15 protein-coding genes are annotated in these 16,458 nt (G+C 57.3%); 9 read left to right on the top strand and 6 right to left on the bottom strand.

Going from position 1 to position 16,458, the window contains the following annotated elements:
- Positions 1-19 precede the first annotated feature (19 nt).
- From allB to K787_RS0109985, 4 genes are read right to left on the bottom strand one after another with little or no spacing between them, the layout of a single operon-like run.
- Positions 20-1,468, bottom strand: coding sequence for an allantoinase AllB (gene allB / locus K787_RS22740; RefSeq protein ID WP_022962664.1), 1,449 nt, complete (start codon positions 1,466-1,468; stop codon positions 20-22).
- 10 nt (positions 1,469-1,478) lie between these two features.
- A complete protein-coding gene (locus tag K787_RS0109995) occupies positions 1,479-2,270 on the bottom strand; it encodes an SDR family NAD(P)-dependent oxidoreductase (protein ID WP_022962663.1) in 792 nt (263 codons plus the stop codon).
- A 19-nt stretch (positions 2,271-2,289) separates the two neighbouring features.
- Positions 2,290-3,339 (bottom strand): ABC transporter substrate-binding protein, encoded by a 1,050-nt coding sequence (locus K787_RS0109990; protein ID WP_022962662.1) that lies wholly within the window; start codon positions 3,337-3,339, stop codon positions 2,290-2,292.
- A 5-nt stretch (positions 3,340-3,344) separates the two neighbouring features.
- Positions 3,345-4,154 (bottom strand): cysteine hydrolase family protein, encoded by an 810-nt coding sequence (locus K787_RS0109985; RefSeq protein ID WP_028614810.1) that lies wholly within the window; start codon positions 4,152-4,154, stop codon positions 3,345-3,347.
- 318 nt (positions 4,155-4,472) lie between these two features.
- Here K787_RS0109985 and K787_RS0109980 point away from each other — a divergent pair, with 318 nt between their 5' ends.
- The 8 genes from K787_RS0109980 (at position 4,473) to K787_RS0109945 (ending at position 12,641) form a co-directional block, all read left to right on the top strand.
- On the top strand, positions 4,473-5,381 hold the full coding sequence (locus K787_RS0109980; RefSeq protein WP_022962660.1) for a LysR family transcriptional regulator: 909 nt from the start codon (positions 4,473-4,475) through the stop codon (positions 5,379-5,381).
- A gap of 74 nt (positions 5,382-5,455) precedes the next feature.
- Positions 5,456-6,001, top strand: coding sequence for a hypothetical protein (locus K787_RS0109975; RefSeq protein ID WP_022962659.1), 546 nt, complete (start codon positions 5,456-5,458; stop codon positions 5,999-6,001).
- A 2-nt stretch (positions 6,002-6,003) separates the two neighbouring features.
- The gene (locus K787_RS22735; protein WP_022962658.1) at positions 6,004-6,348 is read left to right on the top strand and encodes a winged helix-turn-helix domain-containing protein; all 345 of its coding nucleotides are present in this window, start codon (positions 6,004-6,006) and stop codon (positions 6,346-6,348) included.
- A gap of 11 nt (positions 6,349-6,359) precedes the next feature.
- The gene (locus K787_RS0109965) at positions 6,360-7,238 is read left to right on the top strand and encodes a MotA/TolQ/ExbB proton channel family protein (RefSeq protein ID WP_022962657.1); all 879 of its coding nucleotides are present in this window, start codon (positions 6,360-6,362) and stop codon (positions 7,236-7,238) included.
- 2 nt (positions 7,239-7,240) lie between these two features.
- The gene (locus K787_RS0109960) at positions 7,241-7,675 is read left to right on the top strand and encodes a biopolymer transporter ExbD (protein ID WP_022962656.1); all 435 of its coding nucleotides are present in this window, start codon (positions 7,241-7,243) and stop codon (positions 7,673-7,675) included.
- A 407-nt stretch (positions 7,676-8,082) separates the two neighbouring features.
- The gene (locus tag K787_RS24685) at positions 8,083-8,400 is read left to right on the top strand and encodes a TonB family protein (protein WP_084672015.1); all 318 of its coding nucleotides are present in this window, start codon (positions 8,083-8,085) and stop codon (positions 8,398-8,400) included.
- 19 nt (positions 8,401-8,419) lie between these two features.
- Positions 8,420-11,032, top strand: a complete 2,613-nt coding sequence (locus K787_RS0109950) for a lysozyme inhibitor LprI family protein (protein ID WP_022962654.1) — start codon at positions 8,420-8,422, stop codon at positions 11,030-11,032.
- Positions 11,033-11,099: 67 nt separating this feature from the next.
- The gene (locus K787_RS0109945; RefSeq protein ID WP_022962653.1) at positions 11,100-12,641 is read left to right on the top strand and encodes a phospholipase D family protein; all 1,542 of its coding nucleotides are present in this window, start codon (positions 11,100-11,102) and stop codon (positions 12,639-12,641) included.
- Here the strand turns inward: K787_RS0109945 and K787_RS0109940 are convergent.
- Together K787_RS0109940 and cls are read right to left on the bottom strand one after the other, a co-directional pair.
- On the bottom strand, positions 12,636-12,815 hold the full coding sequence (locus tag K787_RS0109940) for a hypothetical protein (protein WP_022962652.1): 180 nt from the start codon (positions 12,813-12,815) through the stop codon (positions 12,636-12,638). The genes K787_RS0109945 and K787_RS0109940 overlap by 6 nt on opposite strands.
- A gap of 133 nt (positions 12,816-12,948) precedes the next feature.
- Positions 12,949-14,391 (bottom strand): cardiolipin synthase, encoded by a 1,443-nt coding sequence (cls, locus tag K787_RS0109935; protein ID WP_022962651.1) that lies wholly within the window; start codon positions 14,389-14,391, stop codon positions 12,949-12,951.
- A gap of 97 nt (positions 14,392-14,488) precedes the next feature.
- Here cls and K787_RS0109930 point away from each other — a divergent pair, with 97 nt between their 5' ends.
- Positions 14,489-16,456 (top strand): CASTOR/POLLUX-related putative ion channel, encoded by a 1,968-nt coding sequence (locus tag K787_RS0109930; protein ID WP_022962650.1) that lies wholly within the window; start codon positions 14,489-14,491, stop codon positions 16,454-16,456.
- Positions 16,457-16,458: the final 2 nt, after the last annotated feature.

Genomic DNA, 16,458 nt, shown 5'->3' with positions numbered 1-16,458 from the left:
GCTGTAGATGATGCGGTTATCATCGCGTCGGCTCGGCAGTAAGCCGCACGCCGTCCGGCGTTTTAAGAATGGCGCTGGTGTAATGCTCGGTATTCAGCGGCTTGGCCTTGGGCATGGCTTGAATACCCTTGACTGAGCGCCCCCATCCGGCGGTCTCGGGCACCAGTTTGCCGTTGCGCATTACAAAGCGGCCGCGCAGCAGGGTATGGATCGGATAGCCTTTGACCGCACGACCGTCCCAGGGCGAGATTTTACTGATGCTCTGCAGCTCGTTTTCGGACAGGATGCCGGTCTTGTTCATGTCGACCACGGCGATATCTGCATGTGCACCAGGTGCGATAACGCCCTTGGTGCCATAAATGCCCCAGGCCTTGGCCGGGTTGACCGAGCTCCAGCGCACGTAATCCATTAGCGTCGCGCGCTCGCGATTGACTTCGGTAAGCATCAACGCCATCTGGGTTTCGATTCCGGGAAAACCGCAGTCGCACTCCCAGATGTTGGCACGGGTCTTTTCCTCTGGCGCATGGGGTGCATGGTCGGTGGCGATCATGTCGATGGTGCCGTCGAGCATGGCATCCCAGAGTGGCTGGTTGTGGCGCGGTTCGCGGATCGGTGGGTTCAGGCGCAGAATGCCGCCCAGATGATCGGCATGGTCGGTGTTGAGCAGCAGATATTGCGGGCAGGTTTCCACCGTTACATCAACACCGCGTCGCTTGGCTTCACGAATCAGAAATAGCGAATCGGCAGCGCTGTGGTGGGCAATATGCACCCGCGCTCCGGTCCATTCCGCAAGCGTCAGCACGCGGCCGATGGCTTCGATTTCGGCGACCACGGGGCGCGCCGCCAGGTGGGCCAGCGCATCGATGCGACCTTCTTCCTGCATACGTTTCTGCCGACGAGCCAGAATCGACGAGTTTTCCGCGTGCACGACGGTACGAATACCCAGTGGCGCGAGCTTTTCAAACCCTTCCAGGAGGGCGCCGTCACTGGGGGAGGGCAGGTTGCCGAAGGTGTTGCCGACAAACGCCTTGAAGCTGGTCACGCCGGCGTCAATCAGCTCTTCAAGATGGCCGACGGTGTCGTCACCCAGCAGCCCATGAATACCGAAATCCACGTAGGACGATTCCGCCGCCTTCAACTTCAGATTCAGGGCCTCGACCGTGCCGGTCGGCGGGTTGGTGTTGGGCATCTCGAATACGGTGGTTACGCCACCACAGACTGCCGCAGCGGAGCCGGTCTTCCAGGTTTCCTTGTGCGGGTAACCCGGGTCACGGAAATGCACATGGCTGTCGATAGCGCCGGGCAGCAAGTACATGCCGTCGGCTTGCAGCACTTCGCGTGCAGAAGGCATCAGGTCATCGTGACCGACAGCAACGATAATTTCTCCGTCGATGGCAACCGAAGCCTCGATTATCTGATGGTCGGACACAACGCGCGCACCGCGTATGACCAGATCTACTTGACTCATGACTTTCCTCCTAGAGCAGAGCCCATCCGCCATCTACTGGCAGATCGACTCCTGTAATCTGACGGGCGACGTCGCTGGCCAGAAACAGGCAGGCGTTGGCCACGTCGGTATCGGTTGAAACGCGTTTGAGCGCGTAATCCTCGGCATGGCGGACAGCTGCTTGCTCGGCGGTAATGCCGAGCTTTTCGGCCATGTTGGCGCAGACCTTGTCGCGGAAGCGCGGGCCATCGACCATGCCCGGCGCAACGCAGTTGACGTTGACGCCGTAGGCACCGGCCTCCAGGGCAAAACTCTTGGTAATGCCACGCAGGCCCCATTTGGACGCCGAGTAGGCCATGCGCCCAGCACGTCCGCGCATGCCGAAAGTGCCGCCCACGTTGACAATCTTGCCGGCGCGTTGCTCGATCATTGCAGGCATCACCGCACGCATGGTGTTGAAGCAGCCGGTCATGTTCAGTTGCACGATGTCGTCGAATTCAGCCTGGGTGGTTTCCCACCCGGTTTTGCCGATTGGGCCGGAGCCCCCGGCCACATTGACCAGTACGTCGATACGACCGAAAAGCGCGAGTGCTTCTGTCGCCAGACGTTCGGTCTGTTCACTGCAGGTCATGTCGCATTTGACTACCAGCGTTTCGGTACCCATCGCGTTAAGTTCCTGTGTGACCTCTTCGATGGCGGCGGTGTCGCGTCCGGCAAGCACTAAGTGCGCGCCTTCACGGGCAAAGGCCAGTGTCACGGCCCGGCCCATGCCCTTGGCGGGGCCGGTGATGACCACTACCTTGCCTTTCAGATCAAGATTCATGCGGGTCTCCAGGCCAGGTTCAGAGTTCGCTCGGGCGCATGGCGCGCTCGGGAAGAAAACGACGGTCGAAAATCTGATTCACCTCGGGAGTGCTTTCCAGCGCGTTGGCGGCCACGACGATTTCGATGTTCTTTTTCAGACGTTCGTCATCCACATCACCCAGGCCGATCTCGGCGATTTCCGGATGGCTCATATCGTTACGCACGGTAGTAAGCATCTTGTCCATTTCTACGCTGCGATTGAGCAGTGGCTCACGTTTCATCAGCGCGTCCATGGCTTCTTCCGGATTGGCTATTGCATCCTGAATGGCCTGATTAACTGCCGCCAGAAAGCCCCTCACTGCATCGGGATTGTCTGCAATAAACTCTTGCGAAAAGAAGATCGAGTTGGAGTACAGGTCCATACCGTGCTCGCCATAGCGGATAAAGCGCAGTTCTTTTTCCGGATCAAGACCCATACCTTTGGCGCTAAAGCTGACGGTGGTGATGTAACCGAATGCTGCATCTATCTGGCCACGCATCAGCAATTGCTCGCGCAGGTTGGGAGCCATGTTGTTGATGGTAACTTTCGACTGATCGATTCCAGTCATCTCGGCAAATGCCGGGAAGAGCTTGAGCGCCGCATCATTAGCCGGAGCGCCAATGATCTTGCCTTCGACGTCCTTGGGCTCCTTGATCGGACTATCAGACTTAACGGCAATCACGAAAGGCGGGGTGTTGTAGATCATGTAGACGCCTACTGGTGCACGCTCTGGCTGCGTAGCGGCCAGTTGAATCAGTGCGTTAGTGTCGCCGAATCCTGCGTCATAGACGCCAGAAGCTACCTTGGGCACCGAAGCTGCCGATCCCTCACCCTGGTCAATAGTGACGTTCAAGCCATGCTCCTTGAAATAGCCCTTGTCCTCGGCCAGGAAGAACCAGGCTTGAGCACCTTCGTATTTCCAGTTCAGGACCAGGTCGATGTCGGTAGCCGCCGACGCTGGCGCTGCGCTGACGAGAGCCAGACCAAGGCTAAGCGTGGCGGCAGTGAGTTGTTTCCAGATGCGGGGCCGATATGAAAGTAGATTCATGCTCATTACTCCTGATGACGTGATGCAAGGGATTGTTGCAGGGCAGCGGCGGTGGCGACGAAGCCATGGCACTGCTCCACGAGATAATGAATTGCGCGGGAAACATACGCAGGGGAGGGCGTGCTGCAGGCGTCCTTGAGCAGGATGCAGTCGTAACCGAGAAATGCTGCATCCTGCAGCGTGGAAAACACGCAACGGTCGGTATTGATGCCAGCGAACAACAAGGTGGTAATGCCCTTGGCGCGCAGCAGTGAATCCAGTTCGTTATCCCAGAAGCCGCTGAGACGATGTTTGTTCACATGGATGTCTGTCGGTTCAGTCGCCAGCTCCGGGATGATCTGCGCGCCCCATTCTCCCTGTACCACGGAGCAGCCATGGTCGATTGGCGAGCGCTCGCCATAGCCGACGCCGTCGGCCGTGCGCTTGCCCTTGTAATGCACGGTGGCAGGCAGATTTAGCAGATCGTCGCGGATACCCCAGTTGAGCCACAGCACCTGCGCGCCCACTTGTCGCCAGGCGGGTAAAAGCTTTCTCAGCACCGGAATCGGCCGGCGAGTGGCACGCATGCTCACTCCTTTTTGTGCGAACCAACCCTGCGGATGGCAGAAGTCATTCTGCATATCCACAATGATGAGCAGGCTACGAGTCAGGTCCAACTCGAGCGTGCAGGTGTCGGCCTCGATCTGCAGGGGCTGCGCAGGCTGGGACTGGCGTACCAGGCTGATGCCCGACGCGTTCACGCGCCAGGCATTGCATCGCGTCGGACCGAAGGTGGCGGGTGCAGATGATTTGGGACTAACCGATCGTTTATTCATGCCATAGCTAAAGCAGGCGGCATGCCATTTGCGTTGCTACAAAGCGACCTTATGACGAGCATTGCGTTGCCGATTTGGCAACGCATGGGTTGAATCCCGCAGTGTGAGGGAAGCCTGGCCGTTACCGGGATCGCACGTGGCGCTTGTGATGCGGCTTAGTGGTGACTAGGAACTGATCCAGCCCCAGGAACTGGCGTCCGTGTCAGTGCGAAACCGCACCGCAGGAGGGCGCGCATGCGCGCAAATGTGGCATGCGCTTGGCGGTAAACCATAGGAACGTCTGCATCAGTTACCACAACATGTTCACAGGAGCTGAAATTGAATCATCTTCGCTTTTTACATTATCTGGACGAGGTGGCGCGCGTGGGCTCGATTCGCCAAGCGGCCGAGCGCCTGCATGTGGCGCCATCAGCGGTGAATCGACGCATACAGGACCTTGAGGCAGAGCTAGGCATGCCTCTGTTTGAGCGACTCCCCAGAGGCATGCGTCTGACAGCCGCGGGCGAACTTTTCGTGCACTACATCCGTAGCCGCGCAGCTCACCTTGAACAGGTGCGCTCCGAAATAGAAGACTTGCAGGGGCTGCGCCGCGGTTGCGTCCGGATTGTCGTCAGTCAGGCCGCAGCCGCAGCCTTTCTGCCTGAAAGAATTGCCGGCTTCAAGAAAAAGCATCCCCTGGTTGAGTTCCAGGTACAGGTGGGCGATCACAGCAGGGCTCTGGATTCACTGCGCACCTTTGAGTCCGATCTGGCACTTATTTTCCACCTGACCCCGGAGACAGATATTCTGCGTCTGGATGAGCTGTCTCAGCCCCTGTGTCTGGTCATGCATCGCGACCACCCGCTGGCCGTGCAGAAAGGCGCGGTTAAACTAAGACAATGCTTGGACTACCCCCTGGTGTTGCCTGCACGTGATATCGCCGGTCGCCAGTTACTGGATGCGTTTCTGGCGCAGCGCTCAATCAAGTTGCGGCCAACCATCGAGAGCAACAGTTTTGAATTTCTTCTCGGTTATTTGCGCTATGAGCAAGCGCTGACTTTTCAGATTGAAATCGGGGTGTCACGCGTGGAGAGCGATCTGGTTAGTCGGGAAATTGAAGACCGCGGCTTCCCGTCGGCCAACCTAGTACTGGCGTCTCTGCAGAACCGTCAGTTACCCGTTGTGGCTTACGCTTTTGCTGAATATCTGAGGACTACTTTTGCCAGTTTTTCCCGTCACCGCGAATGATATGGGTCTCTTGTATTTTTTTACTCTGTGAAATAGAGTACTTTGCATACAAATAAGAAAAACAGAGATATACCATGTCACCTTCCGCTCAAGAGGCCGCCCAGGCTTTGCGCGATATCGCGGCGATCAATGCGCGTGCCGCGGGGTTCCAAGACTACCAGGCAGAATCCAATCAGCTGATTCTGTGGGGTAGCATGCACGTTATCGGTTTTATCCTCACGGCGCTTTTCCCCCAACAGATTCTATTTATTTGGATACCCCTTATTCTGTTGGCTCTGGCCATTGGCTGCATCTTGGCTGTGCGTGCGGTGCCATTGGTGCAGGGCGTCGCTTGGCGTTACCTGGTATTGATTGGCAGTATCCTGCTGTTCCATATCGTCATTAATACCATCATGTGGCCGGTCTCTCCGCAGCAGGGCACTTTGGTAGCACCTTTGTTGGTGTGCACGCTGTATGTGTTTCGCGGCGTGCATCTGCGCCCTCGCTATCTGCTGATCGGCGTATTGGTCGCCACGCTGTGCCTGCTTGGGTACGCGTTCTTCACCGCCTTTTTCTGGTGGTGGATGGCTTTCGCCTATGGTGGCGTATTTGTGCTGTTCGGCCTGTGGCTGAGGCGCTGAGTATGCAAACTCCGGACGAGATCATTCACCAGCCGGTTCGCCTGAAAATCATGGCTGCACTCAATACCCTGGGACCCAATCAGTGGCTGGAGTTCGTATCCTTGCGGGCCATCGTGAAAACCACCGACGGCAACCTGGGTGCGCATCTGGTAACCCTTGAAAGCGCGCTTTATGTGCGGATCAAAAAGGATTTTGCTGGTAAAAAGCCGCGCACCCGGATTTGTCTGAGTACCTGCGGACGCGACGCCTTCGCCCGCTATGTAGCGACATTGCACGCCATTCTTGCAATTGACTCCCTGGGGCCCGAAGACGATGGCGCCAGCATTCCTCCCAACAACAATCAATAATCGGGGTTTATATGGACATGCGTTCTCTAGGTCTTCATTCATCACGCTGGCAATCGCGCTTGCGCCTGGCGGCGTTGCTGGTTTTTATGGGCTTAGCCGGAATGACAGCCAGCCTGGTAATGGCGCAAACACCTAGCGAAGAGGCAACGCCGGCTGAGGTAGAGCGAAGCGTTATAAGTGAGCCAGTGGCCGGCCCCGTTGCATCGGTGATCCCTGTTGCCACTGAGCGCTTTGGCGTGCGCGAAATGTTCGTGCAGGCTGACATGGTGGTCAAAGGGGTGATGATCTTTCTGGTGCTCTGCTCGCTGCTGACCTGGGCAGTGCTGATAGAAAAATTAATTGTTTTCGCGCGTGCTCGGCGTGCCAACCAGCGTTTTCTCGAGGCCTTCCGCCAACAGGACGTGGGAGTCTTGCAGGAGCAGGCAGAGCAGAGTTCGATGGGGCGTATGTGGCAGGTGGCGCAAGCCGAAGTGACGCATTTCGGTCGCCATCGCCAGGCCGATGCGGATCAGATAAACCGGCTTTTGCAGCGCATGTCGCTGACCGCCAGCATCGTTCAGGAACGTGACTTGGCGCGCTTGGGCAGCATGATGGGTGTACTGGCGACCATTGGTGCGACGGCGCCCTTTATCGGTCTGTTCGGTACCGTGTGGGGCATTTTGAACAGCTTCGCCAGTATCGCCACGATGAAAACGGCGAGTTTGGCGATTGTCGCCCCGGGTATCGCCGAAGCGCTATTGGCGACGGCTTTGGGATTGTTTGCCGCGATCCCGGCGGTGATGATCTTCAACAAATTTGCCCGTGACATCAACGGCTTTGTCGGTGGTCTGGATAATTTCTCTGCGGAGATGATTGCCGACGTGTCGCGCAAGCTTGACGAGGTGAAATAGCCATGGGCATCCAGTTCAATTCAGGCCCCATGGTCAAACGTCACAACTACCAACAGAACGCCGAAATGAACATCACGCCCTTTGTTGACGTGATGCTGGTGTTGCTGATTATCTTTATGGTCGCGGCACCCTTGGCGACTGTAGATGTGCCTGTGGATCTGCCGAGCAATTCGGCCACCGCCAGTCCGCCGCCGACGGATCCTGTGTATGTCAGCGTTCAGGCTGACGGCCTGTTATTCGTGCAGGAGCAGGAAGTGCTCTTGAGTGAATTGTCGGCCTTGGTTCTGGGTATCACCGGCAGTGACCGTGAAACGCGGCTGTTTTTGCGCGGCGATCAGGCGGTGGATTACGGTACGCTGATGCGGGTGATGAATACGTTGCAGAAAACCGGCTATACGCGCATCAGCCTGGTGGCCTCGGAAGAGCTGGAGCCCTGATGAACAGCCCGACAACGACGATGACATGGTCGGGCAGGCTGCTGATCATCTTGATCTCCGTGTTGGTTCATGGGGCGCTGTTTGCCTGGTTGCTCAGTGGCCGCTTTTCTCAGCCTGTGATGCTTGAGGAGCCAATGGTGGTAGCAGTGGAGTTGGTGGAAATGCCACCGGAGCCGGAACCTCTACCAGAACCAGAACCAGAGCCAGAACCAGAGCCAGAGCCTATACCCGAACCCGAGCCGGCACCCACTCCGAAACCAACGCCTGAACCGCTGCCACGGCCGTCTCCACCGGCTGTTGCTCCTGCACCTGCCAGGCCGGCGGGCCCCCCGGTGCATTCGTTCGGCGCCAACACGCAATTCTCTGCGCCACCGACGGTGCCTGCAAACGCTCCTACGCGGGGACGCATGGCACCTTCTGGTTACGCCGATACGGTTAAAAATAAGGTGATTGCCCAGATAAAACGGCCCGAAGGGGCGGTCTACAAGCCACCACCGGGCTACAAGGGTGACCCCAATGACTTCAAACGGCAGTGCTACATCCCATACGAAATCACCGTCGATGCCCAGGGCCGTATGCTGTCTTATGAAATAGATCGCTGTGGGGATGAGTTGCTGGATGCTGCGGCAGAGCGCGCGATACGCCAGGCCGGGCCGTTTCCGGCACCACCTGCCGGGGGCGCCGCGCAGTACACCATTTATGGCACGGCCATTTTCATAAAATAATAATGATCAGGAGCATCTGATGAGTGTCCCGTTCTGCTTCAAACCTGCTGTACCAGCTGCGTTAGTGGTTCTGATCAGCGGCTGCGCCGCGCCCGTATCGGGGCCGGTAGCTTTTCACGACACTACACCGCGCCTGGCGCAGACGCAGGTGGAGACCCGGGCTAGCTTCGAGTGCGGGGGGGCTCTGCCCGCGGTACATCGCCAGATCTGTGCCAGCGAGATGCTGTCGGCGCAGGACAAGCAACTGGCTGATCAATATCGGACCTTGGTGCAGAACCTTGACACTGCGGGCGGATTGCTCCTGGAAGCCAACCAGCGTCAATGGATGCTTAGCCGAGCAGCCCAATGCGGTATGGACAATCAAACGGGCACGGATGTGCAAGCCGACGCTGCCGCTGTCGCTTGTCTGCAGGCATCTTACCGCGACCGCGCACAGCGCCTCGCTACCTGGGCACTTTCGTCTCGACCACTCGCCCAACAACAGGCAGCGCACCCGTATTCCGCCTATGTTGACTACCGATTGGCGGACGGACGTGAGCCAGGGCTATGCTCGCAGTTGGCGGATCAATTGAACGACGATTTGCAACGCAATGGTCTGCCAAACCCTGCACGGCTGCCCGGTACCACTGTATTGGCAGGAAGTAACAGCGCTACCTCGGTTGCCTCTCTGGATGGTCGAGAAATCCGAGTGGATCTATACAATGCCGGGCCTTACGCCGGCTACCAGAATCGGGCGCGAGGCCTGCTGATTAATGGCCAGGTGGTAATGGATGATCGCACCTTGCCGCGTTGGGTTGCCGAGCTGCCTAACTACGGCGGCCGGGCTTATGTGTCGTCTTCGCAGACAAGCGATTACGGCTCCATTGATGTATTCCGCCGCGCGGGCAGATCGCTTGTGCTGGTCAATGAAACCTGGGGCTTCTATTCCCCGGCTGCTCGAGGCGAGTCTGCATTCAGTGGGCTCTATGAGCTGTCAGCTCAAGGTTTGCAGCCTTTGTGTCTATTTCAGACCTATCTCACGCCGCCACGCACTAATACCCTGGCAGGCATGCCAGCATATGCCGCGCTGGAGGCGGAGTTGAACAAGATCGCTGGCGACCCGTTGCCCGGTTACGCGCAGCACGAACGTCGCGATAATTTCCAGCGTTGGAAGGAGCGCCAATGGACGCTGCTGAACTTGCCATTGCTCGGTGCCGATGCGCTTTCACGCTATGGCCGCGAAGCGGCGGTTTACCAGCGCAATGACCAGGCGTTGGAAGCTTTATTTAACTGGTCAGAACGCAATCTGGGCAGTAAAACCGGGTATCGCAAGGTCATGCCGATGTTACGTCCGGCCCACCAGGAGCTGGTTCAAATGTTCCTCGCGCAGGGATTAGACGCCGCTCAGAGTCAGGCAGCTGCGGATTTGCTGTTCCACGAAACATTGGCCAGAAGCATGGAGAATCTTGCCCCTCCGGTTGAAGCCCCTGATCTGCCATTGACACCCCAGGATAGCTACCCGGCGCGATACGCTATCGCCCCAGCGGCAGGTGCGCTAGAGCAGGGTAGACACTTCGCCACTCTGTACAGCGTGCTGCTGAATGATGCACCAGCCAATGTGATCAACGACTTTGTTAACTATGAAACCGACACCTTCGGTGCCCGACGCGGCTTGGGGCCAGACCAGAGCCCGGCGCTGATGGCTGCGGTAGCCAGCCCGGCCAGCCTGGAGCTGTTACTGCAAAGAGGTTTTGATCCTGATGCCGCCAACGCATGGGGCAAAACGCCGTTGATGAGCGCCGCCGAACTCAATCTGCTGCCCGCCGCGCGCCGCTTGATTGACGCCGGTGCGAACGTGCATGCACAAACCAGACAAGTCGCTTTTGCTGGGGTCGGTGGGCCGGACCGGCAGGAAGCCGAAGCAGGCCGCAGCACCGCATTGTTGATCGCCGCCAGGCAGGCCGAAGCGCCCTTGATTGATCTGCTGATCAACGCCGGCGCCGCCGCACAAGCCTGGGATGGTTACCATCAGCAGGTCTGCGTGGCTCTGGATGTCAACGGCCGACTCTCAGATGCAGAGCGAAGCCGGGTAAAAGGACCGCTGTGCACCAGCGTATACACCGCGCCACCACCTTCGCAGCAGACGGTAGCTGATATCCGCGCTGGCGATACTTTGATCCTTCGTGATACCGGAGTGGACTATCGAATCCGACTGCTGGAGCGGCCAGCAATGGTCTTGTTTGGTCGCAACATGCAACTGACACCAGAACGTTTGCGTAACGACATGGGCAGTATCGCTCGCCAGGTTGGCATGGCGGCTGTGCGGCGCGGCAAGATGAAGATTGCTGGCCCGCTGACACTTGCTATTCAAGATATGAGCGCAATGACTGATACCCAGCTGCCGATGCTGGTGAGCTTTCCGGTAAATGCCCTCGGCGGCGCTAATGTGGCCAATTACGTTTTGGAACGAACGCCGCAGCAGCAGGTCTTGAGTGTTAACTTTGATCCGCAGCAGGCTGATGTGGAGAGCACCTGGCGGGCACTGTTCAGTGCTGCATTGACCCAGGGCTTTACTCCTTCTCAGCAAGGCTACGTGGTGATGCACACACAGGGTGTCCGGCGTACCGAATACCAACTGGTGGTCTCTGAATAGTGGTTCGCGCGAGCGGCTGCTAGTATGAGCATCCAAGCAGCCCTTTCCTGAATATAACGAGAGCGCCATGCGCCTGACAAAATACGTAGTGGTGGGTAGTGTGTGCGCGCTGCTGGGCGGGCTGACTGCTTGCGCAACCCCACTGCCCAAGCATGATATGCCGGCCAGTTACGCCGTTGAAGTGCCGGACCAGGGTTCGTTGAGCGCCTATATGCGCCAACAGCCAGTGGATGACTTGCAAATGTCAGGGTTTCACCTGCTTGATCGCGGAGTCGATGCTTTATCCGCCAGGTTGCAGCTGATCGACATGGCCCAAACCAGTATTGATCTTCAATACTATATTTACAGCGGAGATGTCACCGGTGGCCTGATTGCAGATCGACTCTTGGCGGCAGCAGATCGAGGTGTACGGGTACGCATACTGCTTGATGATATTGGCAACAGCATGTCCGATAAGGCAGTGGCGACGTTGGATCGGCACACCAATATCGAACTGCGTCTATTCAACCCCGTTAGTGTTCGTAACAAGTGGTTCAAATTGCCCAGCAAAATCGTTGAGTTCGGGCGTATTAACAACCGCATGCACAACAAGCTGATGGTCTCCGATAATCTGGCGATGATCACCGGCGGGCGGAATATTGGCGATGAATATTACGCCCTGAGCGAACTGGACTTTCAGGATGTCGATCTGCTGGGAATTGGGCCGATCAGCCGGGAAGCCTCCGCCAGCTTTGATGCGTTCTGGAATAGCCCTAACGCCATACCCGCCAGTGTGATCTATGCGAATGCCAAGCAGGGTACCCTTAATCGTATGCGCAAAGGCTTGGCTTTCCATCGCGACAAGCAGGCCCAACGGCCTTATATCCAGGCAATGGAAAAAGAAAGCTTCAGCCGGGATCTGATTGAGGGTCGGTTAAAACTGTATTGGGGCCATGCAGACTGGCTGGCTGATCCGCCGGTCAAGGCTGATGCCCAGTCGGAGCATAATGAAGTACCCTATCTGGCGCGGATATTGGCGAACCACCTACGTGACGTGCAATCCGAACTGCTGATCAAGTCAGCCTATTTGATCCCCGGCGACCGCGGGGTCGAACTACTCGGGCGTGTCGTCGAACAGGGGGCTGATGTGTCCATGCTCACCAACTCGCTGGCCACTACCGACGTACTGGCGGTGCATAGCAGCTATGCTGCGTATCGCATCCCCATGTTAAAAAAAGGTATCCGGCTATGGGAACTGCAACCCATGGCGGCCAAGCAGGAGCGTCCCAATACCTTCATCGGTGAGTCGGTAGCGAGCCTGCACGCCAAAAGCTTTGTGTTTGATCGTTACAAGCTGTTTGTTGGTTCGATCAACCTTGACCCTCGATCCATTACGCTGAACACCGAAGCGGGCGTAATGGTGTATCAGAAAGATCTGGCGATCCGTATGGCGGATTTATTTCAGGCCTGGACCGCTGATGATTACGCCTTCGAATTGCGTCTTGGCGAAGGCGATCGATTGCAATGGCATGCCGAAGGCCGGCAATGGAATAGCGAGCCCGAGGCGAGCAGAGCCCGCCGATTTATGGCCTGGATGCTTAACTGGCTACCCATTGAAGATCAGTTATAGCGCGGTTGCGGGGCCATCAGCACGCGTCTTGGCAGTGCCGGTGCGCTCTAACGTGTTGTGGCTCTGCGCCTGCGCTGAAGAGTGGGCTTTGTAATGATATATCCGCTCAGCCTGCACCGCATTGGCGGACATGAGAGTGGCAGTGATGGTCAGTGGCAGCATGTAGATGCGCATGGAGTAGCCTCGCGGTCTTAAACAAGAATCAATCTCATTGGCAGACTAGCACTGGCTAGATTCGATAACAATAAGCATTTAAGAATTATTTGTATTTACTGGCTGAGGCGTTATAGCTATAGCCCAGGGGCAGTTATAGCAGCGGGCTCATGAAAAACATCAGTCTTTCCAGCATACGGGCAGGGCGGCTGCGTTGCTTCCAGTGCGCTAGATCTAACGGTGTACAGCTGCTCATGTAGGATTCCAAAAGCGCCTTGATCCCGGTACAGCTGTCGTGCCCAAACAGTGCCACCGTCAATTCGAAATTCAATTGCAGGCTGCGAATATCCAGATTAAGGCTGCCTACCAGCGCCAGCTCGTCGTCCATCAGCATGGCTTTAGTGTGCAACAAGCCGCCCTCAAACTGCTGGATAGTCACGCCCGCCTCAAGCAGCAGCTCGAAATAGGATCGGCTGGCCCAGCCGACCATGACCGAATCATTCCGCTTGGGAAGCAGCAGGATGACTTCCACCCCGCGACGCGCCGCCTGACAGAGAGCGTCGAAGATCGCTTCTGACGGCACGAAATAGGGGGTGCTGATCACAATGCGGTGGTTCGCCCGATAAATGCTCGATAACACCGCCTGACCAATAAGATCTTCACCCACCCCAGGGCCGGAGGGGATAATCGACAGCCATTGGTTACATTGATCCGGCGCCGGATAGTAGTCAGGCAGGCAACGTTGACCGGTTTCTACCTCCCAGTCCCAGGCGAACACCTTGGCCAATCCCGAGGCTGCCTGACCGTCCAGCCGCAGCATGATGTCTACCCAAGGGCCAGATTTGGATTTGCGCTTGAATACTAACGGGTCTGCCATATTCATGGAGCCGGTAAAGGCGATGCGGTCATCGATAATCAATAGCTTGCGGTGCATGCGCAGATCAATACGGTGGACTAATGCGCGCAGCAATTTAACCGGCAGGGCGGGAACCACTTCAATGCCGGCGTCGACCATTGCCTTGCGCCATTTCGAACGAAAAAACGGCCGGCTACCGGCGTGATCGATCAGCACGCTGACCTTGACGCCACGACGACTGGCGGCGATCAGCTCATTGGCTACATCATCGACCCGGCCACCGGCATGCCAGATGTAGGTCTCCACGCGAATGCTCTCGCGCGATTGGCGGATATCCTCGATAACCTGCATGAAAATAGCGTCTGGCGACTTCAGTACCTGCATGCGTGAATAGCCGAGGGTGCCCAACCCCATTCTGGATGCCAACAGCTGGTGTACCGCTAGCGCCAGGTGGCCGCCAGGCATAGGTATGCTATCGACATCGAAACGGCTGTTGAGATTGTCCAGGTAGGGTTCAATCATAGCCTGGGCGCGTGCCGCGCGTTTGCGGCCCAGGTTCAATTCGCCAAGCAGCAGATACAATATTGCCCCAAACACCGGCAGTATGTAGATCACCAGTAGCCAGGCTAGCGTGCCACTGACGGGCCGCCGGAAGATGACCACCCGTATGGTGACGGCTGCCGTTAAAAGCCAGTAGAGCACGGCAAGAGTAAGGCCGATAATATTATGCAAATTGTCCATCGGGATCCGTGTTGGTGCCTTGCCCAGTGTTATCGGATGGCCAATCTAACAGGCTTTCGGTAGGCTTGTAAGTATCTGATCCTGAGAGAGAACATCCATGCTGCCTTTTACCCTTGTGGGTCGCCTGCGCTACATTCTAGAGCGGCAATTGGTCAAGGGCGCTCATTATCAGCTGATGGTGGTGGCGATTTTTATCGGCCTCATTTCGTTGATCGGCGGTTGGTTGGCCTGGCCCTCGGCCGCTGCGGATATGCCCCTGGCTGATTCGGTCTGGTGGGCGTTTTTGCGCCTGACTGATCCCGGTTATCTGGGCGATGATGAGGGCATCTGGCGACGTATTGTGTCTACCGCGCTGACCGTCATGGGTTACGTGGTATTCATGGGTACGCTCGTGGCCATTATGACCCGCTGGTTGATCAGTAGTATGACCACGCTGGAGCAGGGTCTGACGCCAGTGACCATTCGCAATCATGTGGTGATCCTCGGCTGGACCAACCGGACCATTCCATTGATCAGAGAGATCCTAGACACCTCAGGTGGGATTCAGCGTCTGCTGCTGGCCAAGGAAACCAAGCGCGTGCGCCTGGTGATTCTCGCCGATGAGGTGAACACCGAACGCATGCAGGAATTGCGTGATGAACCAGGTATCGGCCGTCACGGCAAGCACATCATATTGCGTTCCGGCACCGCTCTGCAGCCTGAGGCGCTGCACCGCGTCGCCTGTATGCAAGCTGCAGTCGTGATGATCCCTGGCCGCTCCCAAGGCGGCAGCGATCTGGTTACCGGCGATATGGAAACCATCAAGGCTTTGCTGACCTTGCAGGCCCACGCTCACCTGACCAAACAACCCCCGCCTTATGTGGTCGCCGAAGTAGATGATGTGCGCAAGGTCAACATCATGCGCCGGGCCTACAAGGGGCCGCTGGAAATTCTGGCCAGTGATGCGATCGTCAGTAGACTGATGGCGCAATCCATTATTCATCCGGGGTTGCCCGAGTTTTTCGGTGAAGTCATGTCGGTGCATGAAGGCAACGAGTTCTATGTACGCTCCAGCGACGGCTGCCAGGGCATGAGCCTGGCAGAGGTGGCTGCTGCTTGCCCAGCAGCCATTGTGTGCGGGCTAATGCGCCCTGATGACGATGAGTGGGTATCAATGCTCAATGCACCCTCAAGCGAGACTGTTGGCCCGGGGGACAAACTGGTCATGCTGGCAAGGGAGTACGCTGATGCCAATCCGGTTCAAAAACGTGGCGACAAGCTGCGTCTGCTGGAACGTCCAGCGATCAGCTATCCCTCCGTCACCGCGGGCGTCAACCGGGAAGTGAGGGTGCTGATTCTCGGCTGGAACAACCGGCTGCCGGCGCTGATCGACGAACTGGCCTCTTACAGCCCACAGCGCTTTCGCGTGCAGTTGCTCTCTACGCTTGATGAAACGAAGCAACGCGAGGCCATGAGCCGTTATAGCGAGCGGACGGCATTGATAGGCTGTGAGCACATGCAGGGTGACTTCATGTTGGAGAGCCTGCTCAAACCGGTGTTGACGCGGGACTGGGACAGCATTCTGCTGATTTCAAGTGACCAGCTTGGCTCTGGAGAGGAGGCCGATGCGCGGGCCATGGTCGGGTACATGGTGGTCGATGAGCTGCTCAAGGGCCTTGAGAAGAAGCCACAATTATTGCTTGAGCTAAGCGACCCCTCCAACGAGGCGCTGGTAGCACGCAATCGAGGCGAGTGCATCATCAGCCCCATGATCCTCAGTCATCTGATGGCGCAGATCGCTCAGCGCAGAGAGTTGAGCCTGGTCATTGAGGAGTTGTTTACCGCTGGCGGGCCGGAAATACTCTATCGCTCCCAAGCGGATTATCCGATGCACAGCGTGAACAATTTTGCCGACCTGGAGGCGGTGGCTGCGCTGCAAGGTGAAACAGCCATGGGGGTCTATCGCCATGAGCCCGATGACGCGGGCCGTCGATTACAGCTCAACCCGGCAAGAGACGTCCCGCTGAAGCTCAAACAGGGCGATCAACTGGTCATACTCACCACTATTGCAGCCGTTCACGGTTGAGG

The sequence above is a fragment of the Halopseudomonas pelagia CL-AP6 genome, from assembly GCF_000410875.1.
Classification (GTDB): domain Bacteria; phylum Pseudomonadota; class Gammaproteobacteria; order Pseudomonadales; family Pseudomonadaceae; genus Halopseudomonas; species Halopseudomonas pelagia.
Note: the sequence above shows the minus strand (reverse complement) of the source record. Positions and strands in the feature narration are given on the sequence as shown.